Here is a 24,911-nt window from a genome sequence, read left to right as displayed (position 1 = left end):
GAATAATTATCAGATTGACACTTTTTGTATCTACAAAGAATGTCAATGTATTACGCTTTTGACAAGCTTAATTTTTTCTATCTCTTTCCCCAACATCTCCCTTTCGGTTTAAAATTAATTTTTACTGTTAACGATTTCTACTGTTACTTTTCAAATGTTCGAAGTCTTATTAGTAAATACAAAGAGACTGATAAGGTGCGGCAATTCTTTTTTGCCCTTCTTCAGTCTTTTATTCGTAGACCCTTTACTCAATAAAGTTGATGCATAATATTATTTTTGACTCCAAAATCTCATCTTTTCTGTGGGATTATAGTATATCATTTATTTCTGACAAACCCGGAATACTCGAATATTACCACCATTGTTATAAAATTGTTGTCAGCCTGGATAAGAGTTTCGAGCTAACCATTGACGGCCAAACTGTTTCAGGCGTGACGGGATTTATTGTTAATCTGGATATCCCGCATTCTTATTCTGCACCGGGTTTGAACGTCCTGGTTAATTTTGTTGAGGCAAATAGTTTATGGGGCTGGAAGCTTCGTAATTTACTGGGTAATGAAAGCTGGCTGAACATTCGTAAATTGCTATCAGCCAAAGAATGCCGGCAGGTATTTCCTGTTGATTATAAGGAGCTCTCCAATGCGTTATTGATCCCTTATGTAAACAAATTCCTTGATTCTTTTTTTCTAAGATGCCGCCGGCTCATACGATCTCTGCTGATGAACGTATTCAAAAGGCTTTGTATTACATTGAAAGAAACCTGCATAGTCCATTGGAACTGGAAGATCTGAGCAATTATATCAATTTGTCGCCTGAGCGTATCCGTCATCTTTTTGTGGAGCAAATGCACATTCCGTTCACGCAGTATGTACTTTGGAAACGCATAAGGAAAACAATACAGCTTGTGATCAGGGAAGAAAGCACCATAAATGAAGCGTGCCATCGATTTGGTTTTACTGATCAGCCTCATTTTAACAGATCCTTTAAACGTATTTTTGGTTTAACACCATTGGTCGTTATCCGAAACTGCCGTGTACTTCTGTAATATAGAACACAATATAGTTTTGTAAATAAATAACGGAAATGTACAAACGATCATATAAAAGGCAGTGTCACAAATTAGTACTACTTTTGTGCTTACCTGCTAACAAGCTCTTGTCCTTGTCTGTCTCATCTGTTTTTCTCCTGGCATAATTTTTGAAGGAATCTGAATAATTTCGGAAGCTAATTTGTGACTTCCGTTTTTTACTCCGTCGGAACGTAGATATTGAAGATAGGGTAACAGGTATAATTTAGAACTAACAATTAACACCTTATAAAAAGTGGAAGCTACTAAAAAATCTTTTTCATTGAGAGAACTGGTTATATTGATCCTGGCTTTTGTATTGTTCACACTGGTATATATAGAAACAAAATCATTCTATTTCTGATACGAAATTTTCAATTAGCTATGGTAAAAGGCAACAAAGCCGGGTTATTATACCCGGCTTTTGTCATTTGAAAAATATAAAAAAAATTATATTAATTACTAATTTGATCTTAATATCTCATTGACATTTACATAGTCGTCTAAGATCATTTCCATAACTTCCTTGCATACATAACGCTTTTTCTTCAATACCGTTTCAATACATTCGATAAGCTCCGGCGTACTATTCTGTTTAAATAAATAGCCATACACACCTGCTTTCAGATATAAAATAACACGCTGGTCAATGGTGTGTTTTTTGATACCTTTCGTTTTTTCGTCGTAAATGATGACAGGAACCTGCGGGTAACCATTTTGCAGTAATGTGATAAAGCTTAGGTCTATGTATTCCGGATTGTTTGAGGACGCTTTCGGACCAAGAATGACCACATCAGCAGTTTGTACAAGAAATGACGTGTGAAATGCAGCAATATTGTTATAATTAAAAATTTTAGCGTCTTTAATGTGGATTTTAATTATACCAGTTAAATCAGTACTTCCAGTGAAGTCACTGTCTATAATAGCAATGGTTGCCATGTTACATTTATTTAAGATATGAGGGGTAAGATGTGAATTTTAGGTATTGCATCATGACATTTTATTGTCGTTTTCTGTTATGCATCATGAAGTTACCACATTTTTAACAATTTGTAATTCACAATAAATCTAAAACCGCAGTAATCCGTAATGCATAAATAATTATGTTAGCTTACCATTCTTTACTTTTTGAATAGCTACTTGTAATGAGTTATAAAAAAAGGCTGTCCCTGGTTAAGGACAGCCTTTTTTGTTTCACTACACTGAACGCTATTTAGAGTTTCAGTACAGACATATTGTAAGTTTTCTTTTCTCCGGAAAGCACAACCTGGTAAATACCTGTTGGTAATTTATCCATATCCAGATTAATACTGCCATTCTTAATTGTCATGTTTTTTCTGACAATAATTTCCTGTCCTGCTGCATTAATTACCCGTACATGTACGGATTTCATTGCCGGATCGGGCAATTCCACAGTCAGCAGTGACTGAACCGGATTAGGGAAAAATTTCAAATCCCGGGTGTTCAGTGCATCTATAGAAATAATGCGGCTATAAGCATGCGTTCCGTCTTTGTCTACCTGTTTGAGGCGATAATAACTTACACCTTTCAGATAATCGGTATCAGTGAATTTATAATTATTTGTTACCGATGAATTTCCATTTCCTGCAAGCCTTCCAATCTCTGTAAAGTTTCTGCCGTTCAGTGTTTTCTCAATTGTGAAATAGTCGTTATTCACTTCAGCGGTCGTTGTCCAGTTTAACAGGTTTCCCTCAGCAGTATGTTTTCCTTCAAATTTTACAAGCGTTACCGGAAGTGAACCTACAGGCGGTGCATCTGACAATCCAAAACCTGAAAAGCCTGAATCGAAAGTGGCTGTATAAGCATAATCAGTATTGAATGCAGCACTTATCTGAACTTCTGCAAACGACGTAGATCCTACATTTCCTGCTCCTATACCACCTTCGCTTTTACCCATTGAAGTAACGTTGGATTTAAAGGCAGACAATTCTGAAGCTTTATAATACAGAGTGATCTTATAACTACCAGCCGCATTGGTATTGGCCGGCGTTACTTTGAAAGTTTTATTGGTTATATGGTAAGGCCCAAACCAAGTTGTTCCATCCGTTCCGGCTCTGTCAATTTCGACTGATGTACAGCCATAATCAAACGCAGTCAGGTTTTCGATTTTTACCATCAGGCTCCCGGTAGCCGGATCATAGAAATAAGCAGTAGCATCGGGCCCCAGATATTGTGCATCCGCAGTGGAAGATACCGAACTCTGGATTTCCTTAGGAATGTTGCCTGTTATTTTCACATTGTCGATTGCCCACCAATAATCATAGTTAGCAATATACCGGAAACGGATTTTCATAGCTGCATTGGCATACTCCGCAGGAATCGAAATATTTCGTGTTGCCGGAGCGGTCCACGTTCCGGATGTACCGGTTGCCTGGGTTTGTGTAAATACATTTTGCCACGCGCTGCCATCCCATACATCCACAAGCCCTTTTTCGGCGAAACCTCCGTTATATATCCTGAAATACTCAATGAAAGATAAATTAATAGCAGACATTCCGACTGAATTAAAAGGAGCAGATTCCACTATTTTATCCAGCGGTACCTCACCTGCGGCGTCACTACTGATGAACAGGAGCGGAGTTCCTGCAGGATCCAGTGCCACATTTGAAAACGATACTACTCCCCATGTTGCAGGGTATGATCCTCCGCCTACAATATTCCATCCGGCTGGCAGTCCAGTATTGAAATTTGCCGAAAGTACATCCAAAGTTGTCACACCCGGAATAATATCATCGTCGGCTATGGTAATTATATGTTCCTGGTTGGCGTCCGCTGCAAAAGCATTACCTGCCCCTGCATTCAAAGAATAAGTCAGGACAATGGTCTCATTTCCTTCTACATAAGCATCGTTGTATATTCTTACTGTTACATCCCTGGATAAAGTACCTGCCTGTAATGTAAAGGAAGCCGGTGTAATCGAATAATCCGCTGTGGCGCCTTGTGTGGCAGTTCCTGTTGGTGTGTTCAGGGTAACAGTTACCGGTGCAGAAGGCGTTTTGTTGATTTTAACCGTAATGATTTTTTCAACGTACGTTAGGCATTCGTTGGGTGCAGGGCTCGTGATCGTTGCCTCACCTTCGTTCACCATAGTAGTTGCTGCCGTAAACTGAACAGAGGTTTCTGCGCAAGTATAAACCCTGACGTCGTCAATATACCAGCCATCTGAGCCACCACACCCATCTGTTCCCATATCGAAGCGAAACTGGATAGTTTGTCCGACGGTAAGCCCCAGAGCTGAAAGGTTTATCCTGCTTTGTCCCCAGGTGCTTATATTAGATCCCGGATCAGAACCTGAATAAGCCGCCTGGCCTTGTAATGGGTTATTATTTCCATTAGCGGTTGTTTGCAGGGTAACGTTATATCCGTTTGCTATAAACGCGGAAACCGGAACAAGTACCCAGGTACCGCCATTGATCCTGTATCTGATATTACCACCGTCATATCCTGCTTCTGTTGCAATGTAATGATCAAAAGCCATGTTGAACGGGCCGTCAGATCCGGCTGGTATGGTAATAACAGGGCTGGTAAAGCTAATAACACCGTTTTGAAGATCAGCACCGCAATCTCCGCCGGTATAATCCACACCGTAAACCACTTTGCCCGCTCTTCCGGCAGGAGCAGATGTCTTCAGTGCCCAGTTCCTGGGTGTCCAGGTGCCGGTACTTCCTGTATTGGAAACTGTCCAGGCGCCTAATCCGTTTTCAAAATCTTCATAAAAAATAGCATTTGCAGCTTCACCACCGGAACAAATAGCTGCAAGCGGCTGAAGAATCGGCTGGAAGTTGCAATTCGTTTCACTTCTCAGTTCTACTGCAAGTAATACTTTTTTCAGTTGGGCAGCGTCATCTGTTGTAAGGATCTGTCCTGAAGGGCCGGCTGCGGTTGTAGTAGAAAGTCCTTCAAGATCAAGCCCCTTCAGATCATCCAATGAAGTTTCGAGCATATCGGCCAGTGAAGAAAAATCTGTTGTACTCGTCATATAAGTAGACTGTGCATGCCAGAAAATATGTGCCGCTTTTGTTAGTCCAATACCTGTGATGGTTTGTCCATTGTAAGTGCCACCATCTACCAGTAATGCATATGCATGATTCAGGACGCTGGAATTGGTATGAACACCACCATAATCAGTAGTAGCACAATGATAATAAGCGTCAGTCACTTTTGCAGGATCGCCTTTACAATTCGGGTTCCACATATCGCGCAGCGCACCGTTAAAAGCCGTTGTTTCTTCTCCCACCATCCAGCGTGCCGAACTTCCACAAGCAGTCCTTAATGCATTGCTTTCCTCGGCATCCATGTAATTATTCAGCTGATCCACGGTTTCACCCCATATATCCGAATAGCCTTCATTAATAGCACCTGACTGCCAGGCATAGATAAGTCCGCTTGTATACTCTGTATAGGCATGCCCCCATTCGTGTGCAACTACGTCGTCAGCAGCAGTACCCGTGCAATAGTTTGCCGTTACTCCGTTCCAGTTTGCATTGGGGCAATCTATTTCCGGGTTGTTATTAATGGTGATCATCGTAGCATCGGCACCATCATAAGAAACAAAACCAAATGCATTTTTCATGAAATTATAAATATGCCCCGAAGTTTCGACTTCGGATTTCTGCCATACATCCAGAGCAGTATATTCCGCTCCGGCATTGCCATTTGCTTCCTCCCATTTCAGGTTAGCTGGTGCAGCAGAAGTTTCGTATAATTTTCGGTCAATGTTGTGCATCCCCGTAAACTGTTCTACAAGCGCTTTCGTATGTGCGTCGATGTACAAAAATTCCCGTATGTTTGCATCATTGCGTACCTCTACTTCATAAACCAGATATTTTGCTCCTGTATATCCTTGCGCTAGGCCTTTCTGAAATACGTATAAGGTTGTTTTAAAAGCTTTCAGGGGAGCCTTGAAACTTCCCAGTTTTTGCCCGGTAACAAGTTTGATAGCAGCATCAGCAGCCATTTCTTTTGAAACGGAGGGTACCGTATTCAGTTTGCTGACTTTGATGAAATTACCGTTCATAGCAGCCAGATCAATACTTTTATTAAAATGGAACTTCAGAAGCCCGTCGTAAATAGGAACTCCCTGATAGTATTGCTGAAGAACCACATGATCCAGCCCGTAATTGTCTTTTTTGTTTTCTTTTACCAGGTAAGAATCCTTGTCAGCCTGAATAGAAAAAAGGCCTGCATTTACTCTGACAAAAGAAAGGGCTTTGTCCTGAGGTTTTGAGCCCGTAATACTTAATGCTTTTCCTTTCGGGAATCTTAGAAAACTAAGTGAGCCGGTTGCCTTATCAATAGTAGGAATCGCACCTGTTTTTGCTGCAAATGCATCAATTTCACTCTTTATTGCACTTTGCGCTAAGCAGGAAGCGGCAGATAACAGCAGAAGAAAAGTAAGATGTAAATTGAACTTCATAGAATATTATTTGATATGAGTAATAAATAATTTCGAGAATTAAACATATTATTTTGTTTGTCTATTAAATAAATTGAAAAAATAATATCTATTAAACTGTAATTATATTGAAAATAAGTTTACAAACAACTACATGCATCTTTATAATAATCCACGAATTTTACTGATAACGTATATGCATAGAAGTAAAATGAATTTTACCAGGGATTTGAGCCATATCAACCCATGATTGAATTCGATATTATAATATAGTCCTGAGTGCTAGTTTTTTGTTGCTCAATCTGGAAATTTATCTGGCAGGATGATTATAAATAAGAGATAATGTGAAGGAGAATTTTAGAAAAAATTCTGTTAGATGTGGTAGCTTTTTTCTTGGTCAGGCTTCCAGTGAACAGGGTAAAATAGCTATTTAAGGGTTTCAAACAAAGTATTTGTCTATTAATAATGAAGTTGTAAATATTTATTTACCATTATACGTAATTAATTGAGATAGAATTAATTTAATTAATTATCTTGCTTTATCAATAAACGGTAAACTAATTCTTGTAAGCATAGGATTTTGTTTTATTGATCTAATATCGGTACCTCTTGCTCTTTCCGCTTAAAAACTGGACTAGTTACGCAGCGATTTGAAAGTTAAAATATTCTTTTGGTGTTTTCATTTTTAAAGCTGAATGAGGAGCAAAATTATTATATTCATCTACCCATTTTTGTATTTGTGACATCACAACTGTTGGATTATCGAGACAATTTTCAAAGACGTAATCTCTTTTAAAAGTGCCATTCAGTGCCTCACACATGCCATTTGATTGTGGTGAATATGTCGGTGTATTACAATCTTCAATATTCCATTGTTTAAGACTTTTTCTTAGATTTTTCTCTATGTATTCAGGTCCGTTATCATGTAGTAGTTGAAGCTGCCCTTTTGGCGGTAAACTTTCACCGAATCTTTCAAATAGGGCATTCTGTACTAATAATTCGATATCACATCCTTGAATATGCGTGCCTGCTTTCCAGCTAATAATTGATCTGTCACAACAGTCGATCACAAAGGCCAGTCGAAGTTTTTGACCATTCCAACACTTAATAGACGTTATGTCGCTAGCCCATCTTGTATTGGATTTAACAACGGCTATTTTTCCAGTATGAATCCTACTATTTCCTCTGGTTCGAAATCGTTTTAATAGTAAACCTTCCTCTTTCATAAAGCGGTGAACCATATATTTGGATAATGTAACACCATAATCCCTTTGTAAAATAGCTCGCACACGAGGTGTTCCATAGGTTGACTTCATGCTTGATATTGATCGAATATTAGCCTTAGCCGCATCTGACAGGTATTTTTTTACAATTTTCTTTCTCTTGGGATAAGGCCTGGCTTGGTAATAGATGCTAGATTTGGCAACTCCCAATATTTTGATGATTCGGTTGATACTTAATCCGAATTCCCTGGATAGCGATTCAACTGCCGGTTTCGTAGTTGATCCATCTCCAGCTTTTTTTAGAACCTTAATATCAAGTGTGGCCTCTCCCAGAGCCCTCTTAAGTTCATCATTTTCTCTTCGCAAGACCTCTAACTCCGTTTTAGAGTGTAGCTGGCCATCATTTTTTATACTCATAACTGCTCCTGATTTTGCATCCTTACGCCATTTATATAGCTGGCTTGATATTAGACCGTGTCGACGACAAAACTCGGGACAAGACAAGCCAGATAAATCCCATTCTTCCACTAAGTAAGCCTTTTGTTGCGAGGTAAGCAATTTTCTTCCTGATGAACTTAGGCGTGCATTCTTAATCATCTCTGATACCATTTCTGTTTCTCGTTTGAGGCTACAAACTGGTCCAATGATTCAAACGGTTAGGAACACTCTGATACATTTAAAATATTGAACTTACCCTCATAGTATTCATAATCATGTTGTCTTCTATCAGTATATCCTGTCCTGGGATAGGATTTAAAAATTATCAATAAGTTTTTTATTTATGTTACAAAATCATTCGGGTATGGTAAAGTTAGGCAAATTTGGGAGCTTGGGCGACTTCAGTATTTCTTACATTGGAAGCATGGTCCGCGTGACCGAACATTATCATAATTGCTACAAGGTTGTTGTGAGCCTGGACCAGAATTTTGATTGTTTGATCGACGGGCAAATATTATACGGCCTCCGTGGACTGATCGTTAATGAAACAATTCCGCATACTTTCTTTGCACCTGACTCCAATGTGCTTGTAAATTTTATAAAGACAGACAGCCTGTACGGGTGCCAGTTGCGAATGTTACTGGCTGACAAAGCGTACCTGAACATTGGTTCAATACTTGATCCGGGACAATTGACCCAGGTATTACCATTTAATTATGCAGAATTACCCAATGAAGTATTGTTACCTCACGTGCAGGTGTTTTTAGATTCTATTTTTTATGTTCAGGAACAATTAAACACACGTGCAGCTGATGAACGCATACGTCTGGCACTATGGTTTATAGATGGTAACCTGCACGATACACTGGTACTGAAAGCGGTTGCCGTTTGTATCAACTTATCTGCTGGGCGTACGAGGCACCTTTTTGCACAGGAATTAGGCATGCCTTTTTCACAATATGTGCTTTGGAAGAGGATTCAAAAAACCATAGCAGTAGCCATTGCGGAGGAGAGCAAGCTTACAGATGTTTGTCTTCGTTTTGGCTTTACAGACCAATCCCATTTTAACCATACTTTCAAACGGATTTTCGGGCTTACACCACGGAATATGATTCGTAATCACCGTGTGTTATTGTAGAAAGGGAAAAAAGAGGAAAGGGTTAAAAAGGGAGAAGGAAAGTAGGAAAAGGTTAATGGTTAATGGTTAAAAGGTGAAGGGGCGCCGAACCTTTATCGGGCGTGTGCCGCTTTTAACCTTTTAACCTTTCCTCCTTTTAACCCTTCATCCTTTTTAACCCTTTCCTTCATCCTCCGTAACACGCTTTCATTTCAAGATAAGCGAGTGCGAACAGTGCAAGTGCTAAAATGAATATGATCAATTCATTTTTTGTTGAGGGGAGATTGGTATTTTCCATTGTAAAGTTTTTCCTGATAGAGAAAGTTTTTGTGTGAACTATAATAATGAAACCGCAGCGTTGCCAGGTCGGGTTCTGGCATAAATACTATCTGGTTGCTTCCATTCCACCTTTCAAACCAGCTGATGTTCAGGTGGTACTGCTTATTAAAAATGCTCTAAAGAATCAAACCTCCCAGCATGACCATTGGCCGCCGGGAGGATGAATGTTTTACTCAACGTTATAAAGTTTCATGACTGAAAAATTATTTAACAATCAATAAGTTATGTGATCTGAATCTTCAAATTAAGTCGGATGGTAATCCTGTAAACCATATTGCCATAATGTACCGTCACATTGTAACTAACCTAACTGCGATCTTTATATGGTTACATGAAAGACAGTATTTCTGCGGTTAGTTTATTCTCTGATTAATAATAAAAGTGTGTATAATATGAAAGCAGGATATTGCCAGTTAAGGAATTTATATAAAAAATGTTCAATAACTGGATTTAAAGTAAATAAGTGTCAAACAAATTCTAATATTCTTTACAACACTGGAAGTCTGATTCCGTGTTGTTTTCTTTAATATTATCGTATTGAATTTCTGAGAGCAAAGCTAGGGAATAGAATTACAAAAAAATTGTATATAGAGGCTATCTTTTATTTATTTGAAAAATTGTTAGTTGGAAAATGTTGGATTTTACCGTTATAAGACGCATTTATTGATCGCTTCCGCTTATTTATCCGCTACAATTTAAATAAGCCATTTGTGCTGTTAATTTTCCTTGCTTTTATAGTATAGCTACTGCCTGACTGAGATTGTGTGTGTATAGTTTCAATATGTACAGCTTAGGGTTTCAATCAGAAGCTTTTGTGATATTTTGACCCGACTTGGAACCTTTGGTAATACAACGGCTCCATTATTTGGGGCAAAAGCCTGCATTCTCGTGGTAAATCATTTAAAATTTGGGGTAAATTTTGTATATGATCTTAGGTAATTCTTTTACTAATGTTCTATTAAATTGTAGAAATCTACCAGCATTTGATTTTTTTAAGAGCAATTATTTTTAGTAAAAAGTAGATTTATTAAGTATGTACTAGAAAAAAATCATATTTGTAGAAATATTTTTGTAGTATTTGTTGTTGAAAAATGCAGGACAGTTAATTCGTACTAAAAAGCGTGTTCGTTAACACATAACTTATTTCTATATACGTAACCAGATTGTGCTATGTTGAAAATAACCTGAATTGACATACTGTTGCATTATGTTTTGTCCCTATAATTTATTTGAATTAAAATAATTACTCCGGTTAAGAATAATTACCATGCATTTACTCAGATTTTGGACTGTTCTGTTTCTTATTCAATTCACATATATATCCGTGTTCGCACAGGTAAAGGACTATCGCCGGAATTTGCTAACCGGCACGTGCAGCCAGGAAGATTTAAGTAGATATCTGGCCACCCTCAAACAATTTAATCTTTATCCTGCTTATGACGATCGCAAAACATGGGAATCGTTGTCGGCCGAGGTAATTAAAACCAATGTAACACAGGGTGATTCAGCGCTAAATTATTCATGGATAGAAATAGCTGATTCTCTACAACGTGGGTATAAATTATCCGGCAACAGAGTGGATTTTGAAACCTTATATTTCAAAAGACGAACAACACTGAATCAATTGTTACAAGCCGAGTTGATTACAGGTAATGGGAAATATTTCAATAGTATTATCCTGGGGGTAGAAACAATTTTGAATGAAAAGGGTTGGAATATTCCTGCTCATGAAAAAATAGAGGTCGATTTATTTGTAGGTGAAACATCTAATTTACTTGCAGAGGTTTATTATTTGCTTGGTAACAATCTTGAAAAAAAGAGCAAGGGTATCAAAGTTAAAATCCGAAGCGCGATTCAGCAGAGATTTCTTATTCCAGTAATGAATAAAGATTTTTCGTGGATGGGTAAGCAGCCAAATCAAAAGCTAAACAACTGGACACCGTGGATTATTTCAAACTGGATTTCCTCTGCGTTGCTTGTGGAGAATAATGAACTTGTCCAGGTAAATTCTATTTACAAGGCAATGGGTTATCTTGATAATTTTCTTAACAGGTATCCACCCGATGGGGGATGTGACGAGGGTCCGGATTACTGGTTTAGAAATGGGGGGTCTTTATTTACCTCACTGGATCTGCTGTATAAAGCAAGTGGAGGGAAAATCAGCGTATACGATAATCTGCTGATCAAAGGAATAGGGGCTTACATATATAAAGCCTATATCTCAGGCAGTTATTTTATGAATTTTGGAGATGCACATCCGAAACCAAATCCAAATGTTGACATCATTTACAGATTCGGGAAAAGTATAATGGACTCGACGATGGTGAATTTTGGCGCTTATCTCGCTAAAAACCGGCATTACAGAGGATACGGAGGCGGTATTAACGGTATATTTTCTTATGACGAAGCATTAAAGATTAAAGGGAAAGCTCCATACCAGGCTTCGTTCTGGCTTCCCGATATTGAGATATTTTCAGCAAGATCGTCCCCGGGTAGTAACAAAGGATTTTACCTGGCGGGTAAAGGCGGAAATAACGGCGAAAATCACAACCACAATGATGTGGGTAATTATATTGTCTTCTACAACGGAATGCCGTTTATCATTGATGCCGGAGTAGAGACTTACACAAAAGCTACTTTTCAGAAACAAAGCAGATACACGATCTGGACAATGCAGTCCGGGTACCATACACTGCCTACGATTAACGATACACCGCAAGGAAGCAGGACAGAAATACAAATCAACTAATGCGAAGTTTACCGATGACGGTTCAAAAACAATGTTCAATCTGGATATAAGTAAAGCTTATCCCCTGGAAGCCAAAGTAAAAAAATGGAACCGCACCGTTGTGCTGGAAAGAGATAAAGGGATAGATGTAGAAGAAGTATATGAACTGGAAATAGTAAAAGGCAAAACATACTTATCTTTTCTAACGCCTTGCAATGTTGATATTGAAAAAGGAGGTATAATCAAACTGACGACAAAAGACAGCGCTGCAAAAACAGGCATCATTTTAAATTACAATCCGGGTCAATTGGAAGTTACTTTGGAAGAAAAGGTTTTAACGGACAAAAGAATGCAGGCGTACTGGGGAAAAAAGGTGACGAGAATTCTGCTTAGTGTTAAAAATACTAAGCTAACAGACACAATCTCGTATCATTTTACTTCATCTGAATAATGGAGATAAGATAAAATTTAAGCGCGGTTTAAAGCAGATTTAATAAAAAAACCAGAATTCTTCACTAAAAACAAGATAGTTTCATAGTACTTGGGCCAAAGCCTTTTGGGTTCTTTTGAAAGGCGATAAGCCCACCGCATTCCTATTTTCTTAACCCATTCCGGACTTTTCAGCGATTCGTCGGAAATGTATAAAAAAACGCCGCCAACACCAATCATTAGGGAATGATCGAAGTTTGTATAATGATGGTGCATTAAATAATCCTGCTTAGGGCTGCTGATTCCAATCCAGACAATATCCGGCTTAAGTTTCTTAATCTCCTCAATGTCATCAGCTATTTGCAGATTGGATTTTATTTCTTCTGCAGGTACAAAAGGTGGTGATCTATAACCAAGTACTTTGGCATCCGGAAAATCATTTTTCAGATAAATATCCATTTTTTTCAATACCTGCTCATCTCCACCATAGAAGTAATGGGTCAGTCCTGAATTTAAAAGATTTTTCATCAGATAAAATCCTGAAACAGTCGAGACATTTTTGAAACCCTATAGTTTCGCAGCAAGCTGTGAAGGTTTTCCATCAGGAAGTGTCAGGAAGGAGTGATTCAGTATGTTGAGCAATAAGGGATCATCATTCGCAGCTTTTACCACCGATGCATCTGGAAAGCAAATGTAATCGGGCTTTTGAAATGAATAACCTAATACTTTTGATGTAGCAGTACTTAGGCTTTCTGCTGATATCTGTACGTTCAGAAAATTGAAACGTGATGGCTTCATAAGTCAATGTTTTTTATAAACTGAGCAGGGTTTCCTGCCCATATCTGGTTATCCGGAATATCTCTACTTACTACACTCCCGGCTCCAATAACCGAATTTTTACCAATTGTAACGCCTTTCAGGATGATAGTTGATCCTCCGATGAAAGCCGATTCTTTTATATGTATCGGGCGAGTTTTAAAATTTTCGTTTGGAGCTGTTTTTCGCATCACAGGATCAATAGGGTGAAAGTCGGAATCCCAAATTTTACAGTTTCCTCCAATCATTACGAAATCATCAATTGTAATATTATTGGCACAATAGAAAGCCGAATTTGATATAGATACATGATTTCCGATATTGAGTGACGCCAATTTGCCAATTACGAAAGAGGTACGGGTATCACCCCCAATTACATTTTTGTATTTATCAGAGTTGATCCTGACATTATTTCCTATACGAAAACTACCTTTATTCATTGCTAACAGAATACCGTCGATCTGAATATGTGAACCAACTGTGACCTTATTAATCTTTAAGATCATAAAATTGATCAGATAATAAATTCGATAAAGAATGTTGCGGATTATTTTCATGTATTTTTCTTATAACTTGGGTTAAGACATTAGCCAGATTTTTCTCAAAGGCTTCAACAGTATAAAAATTTTCATAATCCGATCTTGCCTGTAACCTCATTTTTAACCTGGCTTCCGGGAGGAAATAAAGTTGTTCAATGCTATTTGCAATTTCCTGTGGTGACTTGGGGTTTATTAATAATCCATTCCTCTTGTCTATTATAATACTTGGTATGCCACCTTCACGGGACGTAATAATAGGAAGTCCGCATTGCATTGCTTCAATGAGAACCAGTGGAAGGCACTCGTTGGCATAGAAAGTAGGAAAAACCAGAATGTCTGAACTTAACATAAGGTCTGTTTTTTTTTATCGTAAGCAGGGCCCAAAAAATTTAAATTAGGTTTGAGATTATTCTGAATGATATAATCTTCCACTTCTTCTTTCTTTATGTCAATGGGTTTGCCAATGATGTTGATATTAAAATCCAAGGACTTTTTCTTTAAAAAAGTACATGCTTCCAAAAACTCAAGCAGTCCCTTGGATCTGACGAAGTTTGATAGATATAATAATGTAAAGGTTTGACTCTTTAAGTTCGTATTTTCAAATGTATTGCGGTCAACATCGGCTTTTATACCATTTGGAATTGTATAAATACTTTTAAAACGATACATTTCAATATCAGATCGTAGTTCATCGGCCAGAACTATTGCAAATTGGTTTGTAAATGCACGGCTATATAAAATATCGAAAAGCCATTTTTTACTGTAAGTGCTTATTCCTTTACCATGTAAATGATATACAATTGGAATATCAAAAAACTTTATAATCGTTATTGAAACAAAGTCTTTTATAAATGCAAATGAAATAGGTGATAAAGCAAAATATACCAGTTCCGGTTTATCCTTGCGAAGTGATTGATAAAGGTCAAAATAAATTTTAAAAATCAACATGACCTTTCTCAAACTCCACTTTCCAATGTCCTTTGTATCAGATGAAATACTGGATTCCAATATAGAAGTTTCAAATGATTTTTTTAAAAGCTCAGAATTCTGAACAATTTTATTCATCATTGTTGAACCATGTACCGGTGGAGGAAGCTTGAGAAAGAATAAAATCGAAGCCATTGTAAATCTCAGTTAAAGTAAAGGGAAAAACCTCATTAATACACGAAAATTAAATCTGAGATACTCCTTCCATATATTCTTCTTCCATATTTTCTGTTTCCTCCATCTGATTAGCCAGATATTCCTTTCTATTAAAAGCATAAATCAGATAGAATGCATACATCACCCTGTCATACATGAAGACATTGTCCGTCTGCATTAGTAAAAAAATCAGAATAATAAGGCTAAATAGTAATTTATTGCTTGTACAAAAATAACCTTGAATATAAAGCCAAATACCGAATACAATAACCCCGAATTCTAAATAGAGTCTGTAAAAATCGTTATGAAATGAAGAGGGGAAGTTAGCCACGTAGTACAAAATATTTTCAATGTAACCCAATCCATATCCGAATCCCGGAAAAGGATGTTCGTGGATATTACTAAATACAAGTTGAAATCTACCCATACGACCCATAAGGAAACGGTTAATACTCAAACCAGTAACCTCCTGAATGTAATCGCTGAAAGTTCCCTCAATAATCATAGCCCAAATGCTTGCTACAAGTATGCCACAAACGGAAAAGATTATAGCAAACTTTTTAGATGGTCTTTCCTCAGTTTGTTTTCTGAAAATAACAGGGCAAATGACATAATAAAAAAGAATACTAATTGCTAAACCAAGGATTGCAACCCGCTTGGCACCTAATATGACCAGAAAAATAGAAAATGCTGCATATTTCCACCTTTTATAATGAAGAAAGAATAAAGCATATGGGCCTAGTACAAGCGATACATCACTTTCAGTTTCAAACTCAGAATCAACAATGATATTAGATTGAAATATTGTAAGAATACTTACTAATGAAATTCCATCTTTTGCCAATTGTACAAAAAATACAAAGACATATGACCAAAATAAAAAATAAATCACTTTTCGATGCTGTAATAAACTTGTTTTTTTACTGATAGCATCTGAAATTATTAATGGTGTTAACAGCAAAATCAGGTTTACAAAATTCCTGTAAGTAAATCCAAGGTCGAATATTATAAATGATACAAACAGCGTGTAGACAATTACAAAAATAAATGTTCGATATAATGAACCGAAAAAAGGTTTTACAGATTCGTTGTATCCATCAACAGGTTTAGAAAACAGAAGCGGTAAAAGAATTAAAGGTGCTATAAAACGAATGTTCTTAATTCCGCCCAAGCTAAATAGATCTGCAAATCTCGCAGATATGGATGCAATTATAGCAACGTAAATTACTGTTAGAATCAGCTGTTTATTTTTTGTCATGGATAGAATTACTTTACAGTATAAACACCTTTTCTTCTGTCTCTTATTTCTCTTTGAAGTAACCATTGAGATAAAAGCCAGGGGGACTCAACCAGTATAAAAACGGTTTTATTAAATAGATGGAATGACTTGGAGAGAAAAGATGCTGGCGGATGGCATCTAGTCTTAATCTGATTAAATCAAAAGACATTTTCTTTAAGCTTTTCTGTGATGTTTGCCCGGAGTGGAAACGATATCTTAGTAATATTGCCGATAAGTTTGCCATCTTGGTTTCTGCCGATAACCTAATCCATAGGTCGTAGTCTTCTGCCCTTGGGTAATCGCTTCTATATAAGTGTTTTACGGATTTCAGCATATTTGATCTCATCATTACTGATGGATGAACAAACGGATTTCTAGCAGGCAAAACTTTTTTTATTTGCACATCATTTTCTGGATAAAAGTAATTAGCAATAGTATTGCCTTTTTCATCGATAAATTCAACGGCACTACCAAGAACACCCACATCAGGATGCTCTTCCATATATGTTACCTGGTGCTCCAATCTAACAGGAACCATTAAATCATCAGCATCCATTCTTGCTATATACTTTCCTTCTGACTGAGAAATAGCTAGATTCAGACAACATGCAATTCCAGAGTTGGTTTTTTGCTTTATATATTTAATTGCCAATCCACTTTTCAAAAACGGAAGAATTACCTGTTCCGAGTTGTCTGTTGATCCATCATTGATAAGAAGCAGTTCCCAGTTTTTGTAGGTTTGGCCAACAATACTATCAATACAATCTTTCAAATAGGTTTCTGCATTATAGACTGGCAAAATAATACTAACTAATGGTAATTGGTTGGTCATAGCTTAATATTAGAATATACGTAAAAGTGTATTATGCTGTCTCTTTAAACTTAGATACTATTTTGATTGGGTTTCCATATGCAACACTGTTCGATGGAATGGACTTTGTTACTAAACTTGCTGCGCCTATAGTCACATTATCACCAATTTTGATGTCTCCAATTAATATGCTATGTGCCCCAATTTCAACATTGTTTCCAATTACAGGACAGCCCGAACCAAGATATTTGTTTCCAATTGTTGTGCTGTGCCTTAACAAAACATTATCTCCAATTACTGTATCCTGATTAATTACCAGTGCCGTGCCGTGCCATACCTGAAGGCCTTCTCCAATTCTGGTTTTTGCAGGAATTTCAACGCCCATGATCCAGATTACGAACCAATGGTGAAATTTTACAATAGGAAAACCTAACAACTTTACAAGTATATTATTACTTCTATAGATGTGATTAGATAATCTGTATGACAAAGCTACCAGCTGTCCCTTTCGGTTTCCTTTATTGGCGCGTAAATCCGATTTAATAAGGTCTATAAGCTTCATTGTTGAATCCTTTATGTACCATGTACGTAAGTTACTGTTATCATATCTGTATTATTTTATACTATGAACAGACTGATATCAAACATTAAAACAATCTTACCTACTTCTTGATATTTTAATTGAAGAAAAATATAATTGTTTCATTCTTAAAATGTCACCGTTAATTAAGGGAGAAAGTATGCATTCTTTCACACTAAGGTCACTGTAATAAGATGATAATAGGTATTGTTTAAATTTATTATCAAGTTTCGCCTTTTTTATTTTGGCAGGAACAGACTCGTTGTTGCTATTCAGGTTCAGGCGATTTAACGTCTGCCTTAGATATGTTGTTCTGATTGTACGTGCAAATTTGGATTGCTCCTTGAATCTCTTGGTTGATATTTGCTGATCAGAAATTCTATATTGCAAAAGTGGCTGTTCCAGATTTCCCAAAGTGCCATGGCTCGACAAGTTGCACCAGAGTTCATAATCTTGGGAATACCTTATGGATTCGTTATAGAATATAGAATTTGATTTAAGAACGGCAGTCCTGATAAATGCAGTAGGATGAGGAATGCAGTTCTTAAGTAACAATACATTTTTTATCTGAGGATCTGTTGTTGGATACTTCATCAGGAACGTTTTTTTGTCTGAAAGAGATGTCATCCAACTGCCACATACGACGCACGATGGATTATTCATCATGTAATTCAACTGAAGTTCAAAACGAGCCGGGTCAGCAATATCATCCGCGTCCATTCTGGCAATAAATTCTCCCATTGCAATAGAAATACCTTTATTCAAAGATTTTGTTAAGCCTATATTTTTCTCATTATTGACTAATTCAATTCTTGAATCCTGAGCTTTCATCATATTTAAAAACTCCAAATGCTCACCAGATTCTGGATTGTCATTAATAATAATAAACTCAAAATCTCTAAATGTTTGTGTCAAAATAGAATTTATGGACTGCTTGATCCACTCAGTAGGCTCATTATATACTCCCATTAATACCGTTATTTTGGGAGGATTACTTTTAATGTCTGAGTTTTGCATTGTATTGAGAATTAATTTGCCGCATCAAGTATAAATCCTTTTACCAGCGTGAATAATTGAATTAATGAGTATTGTGAATAAGACTAGGTTCCCTTGTTATTGGACGTTTATTGAGAGGCATTATTTCCGCCGGATTACCAACTGCCATGTAGTTTTCAGGTACATTTTTGAAAACCACAGCACCTGCTCCAATTACGGCATTATTGCCAATTGTAATATCACCAAAGATTATCGCATTGGCATAAATAGTTACGTTATTTCCTATACGTGGGTACTTGGCTGTTTTATAGTTTAGTGTATCTTTAGTACCAATTGTAACATTTTGATAGATAATACAATCGTGTCCGATTTCAACTTTTTGCCCGATAACTATGCCAACAGGATGAGGGAAAATAATTCTGTTTCTGTTCAGTTTTGCAATGCCAATTGTAAGGTGATTACATAAGTATAATTTTACTGTTTTATAGAAAATAACGCTAAGCAATATATTATAAACACCTGACACCATTGCAAAGAATATTTCTCGAACGAACTTATAAGTAATCTTCATAAATACCGAGTGTTAAATTAGCTTTTTTAAACTGCAAACTTTGTATCTATATATTGTTTCAAAAAGGAATGACAGAACATACACCACTGCAATATTATTCACCATATTAGTTGGAAACAGATAATAAGTCGCTAGAACCATAACGAGATACAATATACTTGATAATGCCATGCTGTATAATATGTGATTGTCATAACCATTAATAAGCAGACAATTTCTTCCAAGTAAAGCTCCAATAATATAAATAGGCAAATTGAGAGATAAAATTTTTAATATGTTTGTTGCACTCTCCATATTAGCCCCACCAATTATGGAAATAATAATATCACCAAATAAATGGATAGAAATTACCATAAATAGAGCTGCTATAAATGATAGTTTCAACATTTTAATTAAGAATTTGCTGTCCTTTACCCTGCTCATTTTTGGGAATATTGTCTGACTGATAAGATCCAGAAATGTGATTCCTAAATTTGAAATTTTAATTGCCAAGTCGAAATAAGCAACTTCTTTGAAAGAAAAGAAGTATTTAACAACAACAAGATTAAAGTTCGTCTTAAAGATATTGGATATATTCGCCAGGGCCATTATATAGGCTTTTCTGACATAATAAAACAATGTAGAAACTGGCTGCAGTCTGATTTGTACGTTGTTCCTTTTAAGTATTATCCAGGCTATTATACATGAAGAAATTGCCCCAACACCATTTATAACAGGCACAAGCGTATAGTCTTGTTTTGTATGAACAAACAAGAATATTAACGATATAAATGTTAATCGGCTTGCTAATGTGAGGAAGGTTATATATTTCATTCTCTCCGTGCCATGAAAATACCAGACAGGAAATAGGAATTCATAAAGACACATCCATAATGTCAAATAGAATAAGATAGAATACGGCTGAATTTCCTTTATATAAAATAATGCAGCAGACAGTAAAAGAAAAGACAGTAAAAAGAGAATTCCTTTAACTATAAAAACACTGCTTACAATTTCATTTATTTTCTCGCTATTGTCCCTGTTTATACTTATCTCCTTTGTGGCGGTAATATTGAAACCAAAATTTACCATTACGACTAAATAACCAACCAAAGCTTGTGCATATACAACCATTCCGTACGTTTCTGCTCCGAGTACTCTGAGAAGATAAGGATACGTAAGCAATGGAAATGCCATGTTAAATATCTGCAAAATGGATAGATACCCAAAGTTTGCTACCATTTGCTTATAAGTATCCAGTTTTCTTAATAAGCCTTTATAGGGTATTGTAGTCAATGGTGTAATAGTTTAATAATGATGCAATACTTTTTTCTTTTTATAAAACTTTTGATACCAATCCACAAAAACTTTTACCCCTTCATCAATACTTACAGCAGGTTTATATCCAACAGTACTATGGAATAATGTTTGATCGGCCCATGTGCGTTTTACATCTCCTGCTTGCATAGGTAAATATTCACGCATCGCATCCTGTTTCAAATATTTCTCCATGGATTTGATAAAGTCCAGAAGATTGACAGGAGAACCATTACCAATATTTAGCACCCGGTAAAGCTGATCGTCAGAGAACTTGGTAAGCATGGTTTTTATTACTCCATTTGCAATGTCTTCGACAAAAGTAAAGTCACGCTCCATTTCACCATTATTAAACACTTTGATAGGCTTTCCTTGTGTTATTGCTTTTGCAAATAGCATCGGTGCCATGTCAGGCCGTCCCCAAGGACCATAAACAGTAAAGAACCGTAAGCAGGTAATAGGTATATTATACAAATGGCTGTAAGTATGAGCCATCAACTCATTGCTCTTTTTTGTAGCAGCATATAAGCTTACTGGGGTATCGACTTTATCATCTTCTGAAAACGGAATTTTTGCGTTAGTTCCGTATACAGATGAGGAGGAGGCATGAACCAGATGTTTCGGAGGGAAATTTCTGCAAGCTTCGAGAATGTAATGAAAACCAATGACATTCGATTGCGTATAGACGTCTGGATTCTCAATTGAGTATCGAACCCCGGCCTGAGCAGCAAGATTTATAACGTAGTCAAACCTTTCACTTTGAAAAAGGCTGAAGAGCTGCTGCTTGTCCTCCAAGTTCATCCTGACAAATCTATATTTAGGATTTTTTACGCTTTGTGTCGGATAATACCATTTAATATTTTCCTGGATAATTCCGGCTTCGTTTAAACGGGCATATTTTAACGAAGGTGAATAGTAGTCATTGATATTGTCTAAACCTACCACTTCAAAACCCATTTCAAGAAGCTTTTTAACGGTATGGAAACCAATAAATCCCGCACTACCTGTTACTAATATTTTCATATTTATATCGGTAAATTAAATGTAATTAAAAGCGCCAATCAATGCATATGAATGCTATCGTAATCAGGCAAGATTTAATCTCGCCTGTTTATTTCTGTATGTAGTTAGTTATATCGAAAAATATATGGACAGTTACAGAAGTTTAGCTGTTATTTATCAGCCTAAAACCATCATACTTAGCTCTTACCAACTAGCTTTTTAATTTTAGAACCTATGTCCTTTGGTTTGCTTTTGTCATCCTCAGTATAATATCCGTAGCCATAACCACCATATCCATACCCATATCCATAACCCGCCCCATAATTCACACCATTGTAAATGACTGTCAGATTGTTAAAGCGCTTGGACTTGCGAAGGTCAGCTATCTTTTTCAGGTGCCCCAGCAATGTGTAATTGTAGCGAACAACATACAATGTAGCATCTACGCATTCTGCAATAAGGGACGAATCTGTAACCAAGCCGTATGGCGGAGAATCTATCAGGATGTAATCATATTGCAGGCGTAATTCTGCCAGAAGCTCCGGAAGACGGCCATTACCGATGAGCTCGGATGGGTTGGGAGGCAGCGGGCCAGCAGTAATAACGTCAAACTGCGGATGAATTCCGGTTGGTTGGATCAGTTCATGCAGATCCGTTTGTCCAACCATGTAATTAGATACACCCATTCTGTTTGAAACCTGCAGACGGTCGTGTAACGTAGGTTTACGAAGGTCGAGGCCTACCAGGATTACTTTTTTACCGTAGTAAGCCAAACTTGCAGCAAGGTTAATACTAACAAAACTTTTACCTTCTCCACCTACGGATGAGGTAAACATCAGCGTGCGGCAGCTCCCATTTCCTAGATACATCAGGTTGGTACGCATCGCCCTGAACTGTTCGGCGACTGCACTACGGCTGGTCATTGTAATAATAGATTCTGTTTCGATACCATCCTTGTATTTCATCAGACCAATTTCGCCAATTACAGGCAGGCCGGATTGTTTCTCTATTTCTTCACGGCTCTGAACAGTATTGTTAAGCAGGAAAATCAGGTTAATGAGCAATATCGGAATGATGATACCTGCCGCGCCTGCCCCTCCCCATACAACAGAACGTTTTGGAGCAATAGGAGCAAAGGACGATACCGGAGGATTGATCAGGCGGCTGTCAGTTACCGTAGATGCGTAACCCAATGCAGTTTCTTCTCTTTTCTGAAGTAAGTACAGATACAGGTTTTCTTTGATAGTCTGTTGTCTTTTGATACCAACATATTCTCTTTCCTTTTGCGGAATAGTACGCAGTCCGGCTGAAAAACGGGTATTAATGCCTTCCAGGTTTTGCTTGGTAACATCCATTCCGCGCCGTAAATTCTGAACATTATCCTTAATTGCCTGGCGTGTTTGCGCAAGCTGGGTAGTGATGGTTTCCAGTAACGGGTTGCCTGCTTGTGTAGTGCGTGCATACCGCTCCCTTTGCAGATCAAGTTCATTGAACTTGGTCAGCAGTGATACCAATACAGGATCATCGATCATGTAAGTAGCTGGTGCAGGAGCGCCTTCGCCGGCATTTTCAATAAAATTATATACACTTTCCAGTACTTTGATCTTCGTATTGATCTCATTAAGCCTGGCGTCATTCTCCTGTATGTTTTCAAGGAAGATCTGTGATTCAGCACTGATATCAGTTAATCCTTTCGACGTTTTGTACGTTTCTACATCCTTTTCCACATCGCCAAGTTCACCCGTAATCAGTCCTAACCGGGTTTCAATAAATTTGAGTGTATTGCTGGCCTCAGTGTTCTTGTCGGTAAGGGACGCCTGAATGTATGCATCCAGAAGTGTATTAAGGATGTCCATTCCACGCTGCTTGGATACATCCGCGTATGTCAGCTGCAAAACGGTACTTTTCACGTTCGGCTGTAATACAGCCAAACCATCAATCATACCTTCTACCAGGCTTGCTGGGTTTGAGAAATGTATAATAATATCCTTGTAATCAGATTTCTCACCTTTAAGCACAGTAAACTCACCCCATTTATTCTGAAAACGCTGATTAAAAGCAAATGGCTTTCCTTCACTGTTAATTGTAAAATGGTTGGCATCCGTGACATGAATTGTCATTGGCTCCGCAATTCCCTCTTCCGTAATAATGGCTGGCTTTACAATTACAGGGCTTTTTTTGTAGAGATCAACCGTTTTTATTCCGTCTATTGTAGAATAAGATACATCCAGTTTAAGGTTTTTGATCACCTGCTCCATCAAAGGCTGGGATTTCAGGATCTCAGTTTCATTCTCAACCAACTTGTTGCCACCGAACATGGCCATTTCCTGAAGTATATCACTTTGGTTTTGCCCGATTCCCTTTTTTTCGTCCTTGATCAGGATGGTGGTTCTGCTGAGGTAAACAGGCTGTGTTATCTGAAGATAGAAATAAGCTGCTGTCAGTGATATGATTACAAATAATGGGAATAAGTACCAGTAACGGAAGTATTTCCTGATGTATTCGGTGAGGTCGAAATCTTCATCTTCGGCATTTGACTGCTGATCTCGGGACTGATTAGCTTTGTTCATATAGATGGAAAAAGTTTGAAATATACTGTTAGGGAAATGCCTTCAGAGCTTTGATTCAGAGAGGTTTTACTCATAATTGAACATGTTTGTACGTGTTAATATGTATAAAAGGAACAAAGAATACTCACTTGGAATCGGAAATTAGTAACGCTAAACCGGGTACAGTAAAAATTTGCATGAATCAATTATAAGATTGAATTAAAGCAAAAAATTTCTATGAGTGTATAGGTATTATTTTAATTATATAAAATTAATATATAATAATAAGTAAGAATAAGTTCTTAATAACTTGTAATACAAATATAGAATACATTCTAACAAATACCAATATTCCTATTTTTTTCTTCGAATATTGTACTTTCCCATTATTTCAAAGTAGATCTATTTCGGAATGTGGTCCATTGCCAGAGTGCATATCCCAGGTTGAAGCGTTGTGGGTCATTCCATAGTTATTTTAAGTAAATATTGCCTTCCAGATGTGCTTTTTGATTTAATGTAATTGATAATCAAATGCATAAGTCGTGTTAAGTTGGCCGTGGTTAAAAAGATTCA

Annotated in this window: 21 protein-coding genes and 1 pseudogene; 6 read left to right on the top strand and 16 right to left on the bottom strand. The window is 37.1% G+C overall.

All coding sequences use genetic code 11. From position 1 onward, the window contains the following. Positions 1-260 precede the first annotated feature (260 nt). Positions 261-791, top strand: a complete 531-nt coding sequence (locus KZC02_RS13885; RefSeq protein ID WP_221394638.1) for a hypothetical protein — start codon at positions 261-263, stop codon at positions 789-791. Beyond that, positions 773-1,045, top strand: a complete 273-nt coding sequence (locus KZC02_RS13880; protein ID WP_221394637.1) for a helix-turn-helix transcriptional regulator — start codon at positions 773-775, stop codon at positions 1,043-1,045. Before KZC02_RS13885 ends, KZC02_RS13880 begins: the two co-directional genes overlap by 19 nt. A 483-nt stretch (positions 1,046-1,528) precedes the next feature. On the opposite strand, the gene KZC02_RS13875 is transcribed toward KZC02_RS13880, so the two are convergent. The 3 genes from KZC02_RS13875 to KZC02_RS13865 all read right to left on the bottom strand — a co-directional run bounded on the left by KZC02_RS13875 (position 1,529) and on the right by KZC02_RS13865 (position 8,314). Beyond that, a complete protein-coding gene (locus tag KZC02_RS13875) occupies positions 1,529-2,005 on the bottom strand; it encodes a hypothetical protein (protein ID WP_221394636.1) in 477 nt (158 codons plus the stop codon). 274 nt (positions 2,006-2,279) lie between these two features. Continuing rightward, on the bottom strand, positions 2,280-6,503 hold the full coding sequence (locus KZC02_RS13870) for a M4 family metallopeptidase (protein ID WP_221394635.1): 4,224 nt from the start codon (positions 6,501-6,503) through the stop codon (positions 2,280-2,282). A gap of 617 nt (positions 6,504-7,120) precedes the next feature. Next, positions 7,121-8,314: an IS3 family transposase gene (locus tag KZC02_RS13865; RefSeq protein ID WP_221394591.1), complete on the bottom strand. Its 1,194-nt coding sequence runs from the start codon at positions 8,312-8,314 to the stop codon at positions 7,121-7,123. Between the two features lie 172 nt (positions 8,315-8,486). On the opposite strand from KZC02_RS13865, the gene KZC02_RS13860 reads away from it, so the two are divergent. The 4 genes from KZC02_RS13860 (at position 8,487) to KZC02_RS13845 (ending at position 12,778) form a co-directional block, all read left to right on the top strand. After that, on the top strand, positions 8,487-9,281 hold the full coding sequence (locus tag KZC02_RS13860) for an AraC family transcriptional regulator (protein WP_221394634.1): 795 nt from the start codon (positions 8,487-8,489) through the stop codon (positions 9,279-9,281). Positions 9,282-9,604: 323 nt separating this feature from the next. Further along, complete coding sequence (locus tag KZC02_RS13855; RefSeq protein ID WP_221394633.1) at positions 9,605-9,763, top strand: hypothetical protein; 159 nt, start codon at positions 9,605-9,607, stop codon at positions 9,761-9,763. A gap of 1,160 nt (positions 9,764-10,923) precedes the next feature. Further along, positions 10,924-12,348 (top strand): heparinase II/III family protein, encoded by a 1,425-nt coding sequence (locus KZC02_RS13850; RefSeq protein ID WP_221394632.1) that lies wholly within the window; start codon positions 10,924-10,926, stop codon positions 12,346-12,348. 31 nt (positions 12,349-12,379) lie between these two features. Continuing rightward, positions 12,380-12,778, top strand: a complete 399-nt coding sequence (locus KZC02_RS13845) for a hypothetical protein (protein WP_221394631.1) — start codon at positions 12,380-12,382, stop codon at positions 12,776-12,778. Positions 12,779-12,795: 17 nt separating this feature from the next. Here KZC02_RS13845 and KZC02_RS13840 read toward each other — a convergent pair. The 13 genes and pseudogenes from KZC02_RS13840 to KZC02_RS13780 form a co-directional block, all read right to left on the bottom strand. Beyond that, positions 12,796-13,302 (bottom strand): annotated as a pseudogene (locus tag KZC02_RS13840) (WecB/TagA/CpsF family glycosyltransferase); the annotation flags it as partial. 21 nt (positions 13,303-13,323) lie between these two features. Then, positions 13,324-13,554: a hypothetical protein gene (locus KZC02_RS13835; protein WP_221394629.1), complete on the bottom strand. Its 231-nt coding sequence runs from the start codon at positions 13,552-13,554 to the stop codon at positions 13,324-13,326. Next, the gene (locus KZC02_RS13830; protein WP_221394628.1) at positions 13,551-14,078 is read right to left on the bottom strand and encodes a DapH/DapD/GlmU-related protein; all 528 of its coding nucleotides are present in this window, start codon (positions 14,076-14,078) and stop codon (positions 13,551-13,553) included. The genes KZC02_RS13835 and KZC02_RS13830 overlap by 4 nt, the downstream gene beginning before the upstream one ends. Beyond that, positions 14,062-14,460, bottom strand: coding sequence for a glycosyltransferase (locus KZC02_RS13825; protein ID WP_221394627.1), 399 nt, complete (start codon positions 14,458-14,460; stop codon positions 14,062-14,064). The genes KZC02_RS13830 and KZC02_RS13825 overlap by 17 nt, the downstream gene beginning before the upstream one ends. Further along, entirely contained in the window at positions 14,454-15,233 is a 780-nt protein-coding gene (locus KZC02_RS13820) for a hypothetical protein (RefSeq protein WP_221394626.1), read from the bottom strand. The genes KZC02_RS13825 and KZC02_RS13820 overlap by 7 nt, the downstream gene beginning before the upstream one ends. Before the next feature lie 49 nt (positions 15,234-15,282). Then, positions 15,283-16,512 (bottom strand): O-antigen ligase family protein, encoded by a 1,230-nt coding sequence (locus KZC02_RS13815; RefSeq protein WP_221394625.1) that lies wholly within the window; start codon positions 16,510-16,512, stop codon positions 15,283-15,285. A 43-nt stretch (positions 16,513-16,555) separates the two neighbouring features. Continuing rightward, entirely contained in the window at positions 16,556-17,365 is an 810-nt protein-coding gene (locus KZC02_RS13810) for a glycosyltransferase (protein ID WP_221394624.1), read from the bottom strand. Positions 17,366-17,396: 31 nt separating this feature from the next. Next, positions 17,397-17,906, bottom strand: a complete 510-nt coding sequence (locus KZC02_RS13805) for a serine acetyltransferase (RefSeq protein WP_221394623.1) — start codon at positions 17,904-17,906, stop codon at positions 17,397-17,399. Between the two features lie 96 nt (positions 17,907-18,002). After that, a complete protein-coding gene (locus tag KZC02_RS13800; RefSeq protein WP_221394622.1) occupies positions 18,003-18,941 on the bottom strand; it encodes a glycosyltransferase in 939 nt (312 codons plus the stop codon). A 61-nt stretch (positions 18,942-19,002) separates the two neighbouring features. After that, positions 19,003-19,491 (bottom strand): serine O-acetyltransferase, encoded by a 489-nt coding sequence (locus KZC02_RS13795; RefSeq protein WP_221394621.1) that lies wholly within the window; start codon positions 19,489-19,491, stop codon positions 19,003-19,005. A 12-nt stretch (positions 19,492-19,503) separates the two neighbouring features. Beyond that, positions 19,504-20,766 (bottom strand): oligosaccharide flippase family protein, encoded by a 1,263-nt coding sequence (locus tag KZC02_RS13790; protein WP_221394620.1) that lies wholly within the window; start codon positions 20,764-20,766, stop codon positions 19,504-19,506. 12 nt (positions 20,767-20,778) lie between these two features. After that, entirely contained in the window at positions 20,779-21,810 is a 1,032-nt protein-coding gene (locus KZC02_RS13785; RefSeq protein WP_221394619.1) for an NAD-dependent epimerase/dehydratase family protein, read from the bottom strand. 176 nt (positions 21,811-21,986) lie between these two features. Further along, positions 21,987-24,359, bottom strand: coding sequence for a tyrosine-protein kinase (locus KZC02_RS13780; RefSeq protein ID WP_221394618.1), 2,373 nt, complete (start codon positions 24,357-24,359; stop codon positions 21,987-21,989). Positions 24,360-24,911 lie beyond the last annotated feature (552 nt).

The sequence above is a fragment of the Dyadobacter sp. NIV53 genome (assembly GCF_019711195.1).
Lineage (GTDB): Bacteria > Bacteroidota > Bacteroidia > Cytophagales > Spirosomataceae > Dyadobacter.
This window is presented reverse-complemented; position numbering and strand designations above follow the sequence as displayed.

Bases quoted from the DNA above. Each gene is read 5' to 3' on its own strand.
- KZC02_RS13885 (WP_221394638.1), top strand. From the start codon at position 261: ATGCATAATATTATTTTTGACTCCAAAATCTCATCTTTTCTGTGGGAT.
- KZC02_RS13875 (WP_221394636.1), bottom strand. From the start codon at position 2,005: ATGGCAACCATTGCTATTATAGACAGTGACTTCACTGGAAGTACTGAT.
- KZC02_RS13870 (WP_221394635.1), bottom strand. From the start codon at position 6,503: ATGAAGTTCAATTTACATCTTACTTTTCTTCTGCTGTTATCTGCCGCT.
- KZC02_RS13865 (WP_221394591.1), bottom strand. From the start codon at position 8,314: ATGGTATCAGAGATGATTAAGAATGCACGCCTAAGTTCATCAGGAAGA.
- KZC02_RS13860 (WP_221394634.1), top strand. From the start codon at position 8,487: ATGTTACAAAATCATTCGGGTATGGTAAAGTTAGGCAAATTTGGGAGC.
- KZC02_RS13855 (WP_221394633.1), top strand. From the start codon at position 9,605: ATGAAACCGCAGCGTTGCCAGGTCGGGTTCTGGCATAAATACTATCTG.
- KZC02_RS13845 (WP_221394631.1), top strand. From the start codon at position 12,380: ATGTTCAATCTGGATATAAGTAAAGCTTATCCCCTGGAAGCCAAAGTA.
- KZC02_RS13835 (WP_221394629.1), bottom strand. From the start codon at position 13,554: ATGAAGCCATCACGTTTCAATTTTCTGAACGTACAGATATCAGCAGAA.
- KZC02_RS13830 (WP_221394628.1), bottom strand. From the start codon at position 14,078: ATGATCTTAAAGATTAATAAGGTCACAGTTGGTTCACATATTCAGATC.
- KZC02_RS13825 (WP_221394627.1), bottom strand. From the start codon at position 14,460: ATGTTAAGTTCAGACATTCTGGTTTTTCCTACTTTCTATGCCAACGAG.
- KZC02_RS13820 (WP_221394626.1), bottom strand. From the start codon at position 15,233: ATGGCTTCGATTTTATTCTTTCTCAAGCTTCCTCCACCGGTACATGGT.
- KZC02_RS13815 (WP_221394625.1), bottom strand. From the start codon at position 16,512: ATGACAAAAAATAAACAGCTGATTCTAACAGTAATTTACGTTGCTATA.
- KZC02_RS13810 (WP_221394624.1), bottom strand. From the start codon at position 17,365: ATGACCAACCAATTACCATTAGTTAGTATTATTTTGCCAGTCTATAAT.
- KZC02_RS13805 (WP_221394623.1), bottom strand. From the start codon at position 17,906: ATGAAGCTTATAGACCTTATTAAATCGGATTTACGCGCCAATAAAGGA.
- KZC02_RS13800 (WP_221394622.1), bottom strand. From the start codon at position 18,941: ATGCAAAACTCAGACATTAAAAGTAATCCTCCCAAAATAACGGTATTA.
- KZC02_RS13795 (WP_221394621.1), bottom strand. From the start codon at position 19,491: ATGAAGATTACTTATAAGTTCGTTCGAGAAATATTCTTTGCAATGGTG.
- KZC02_RS13785 (WP_221394619.1), bottom strand. From the start codon at position 21,810: ATGAAAATATTAGTAACAGGTAGTGCGGGATTTATTGGTTTCCATACC.
- KZC02_RS13780 (WP_221394618.1), bottom strand. From the start codon at position 24,359: ATGAACAAAGCTAATCAGTCCCGAGATCAGCAGTCAAATGCCGAAGAT.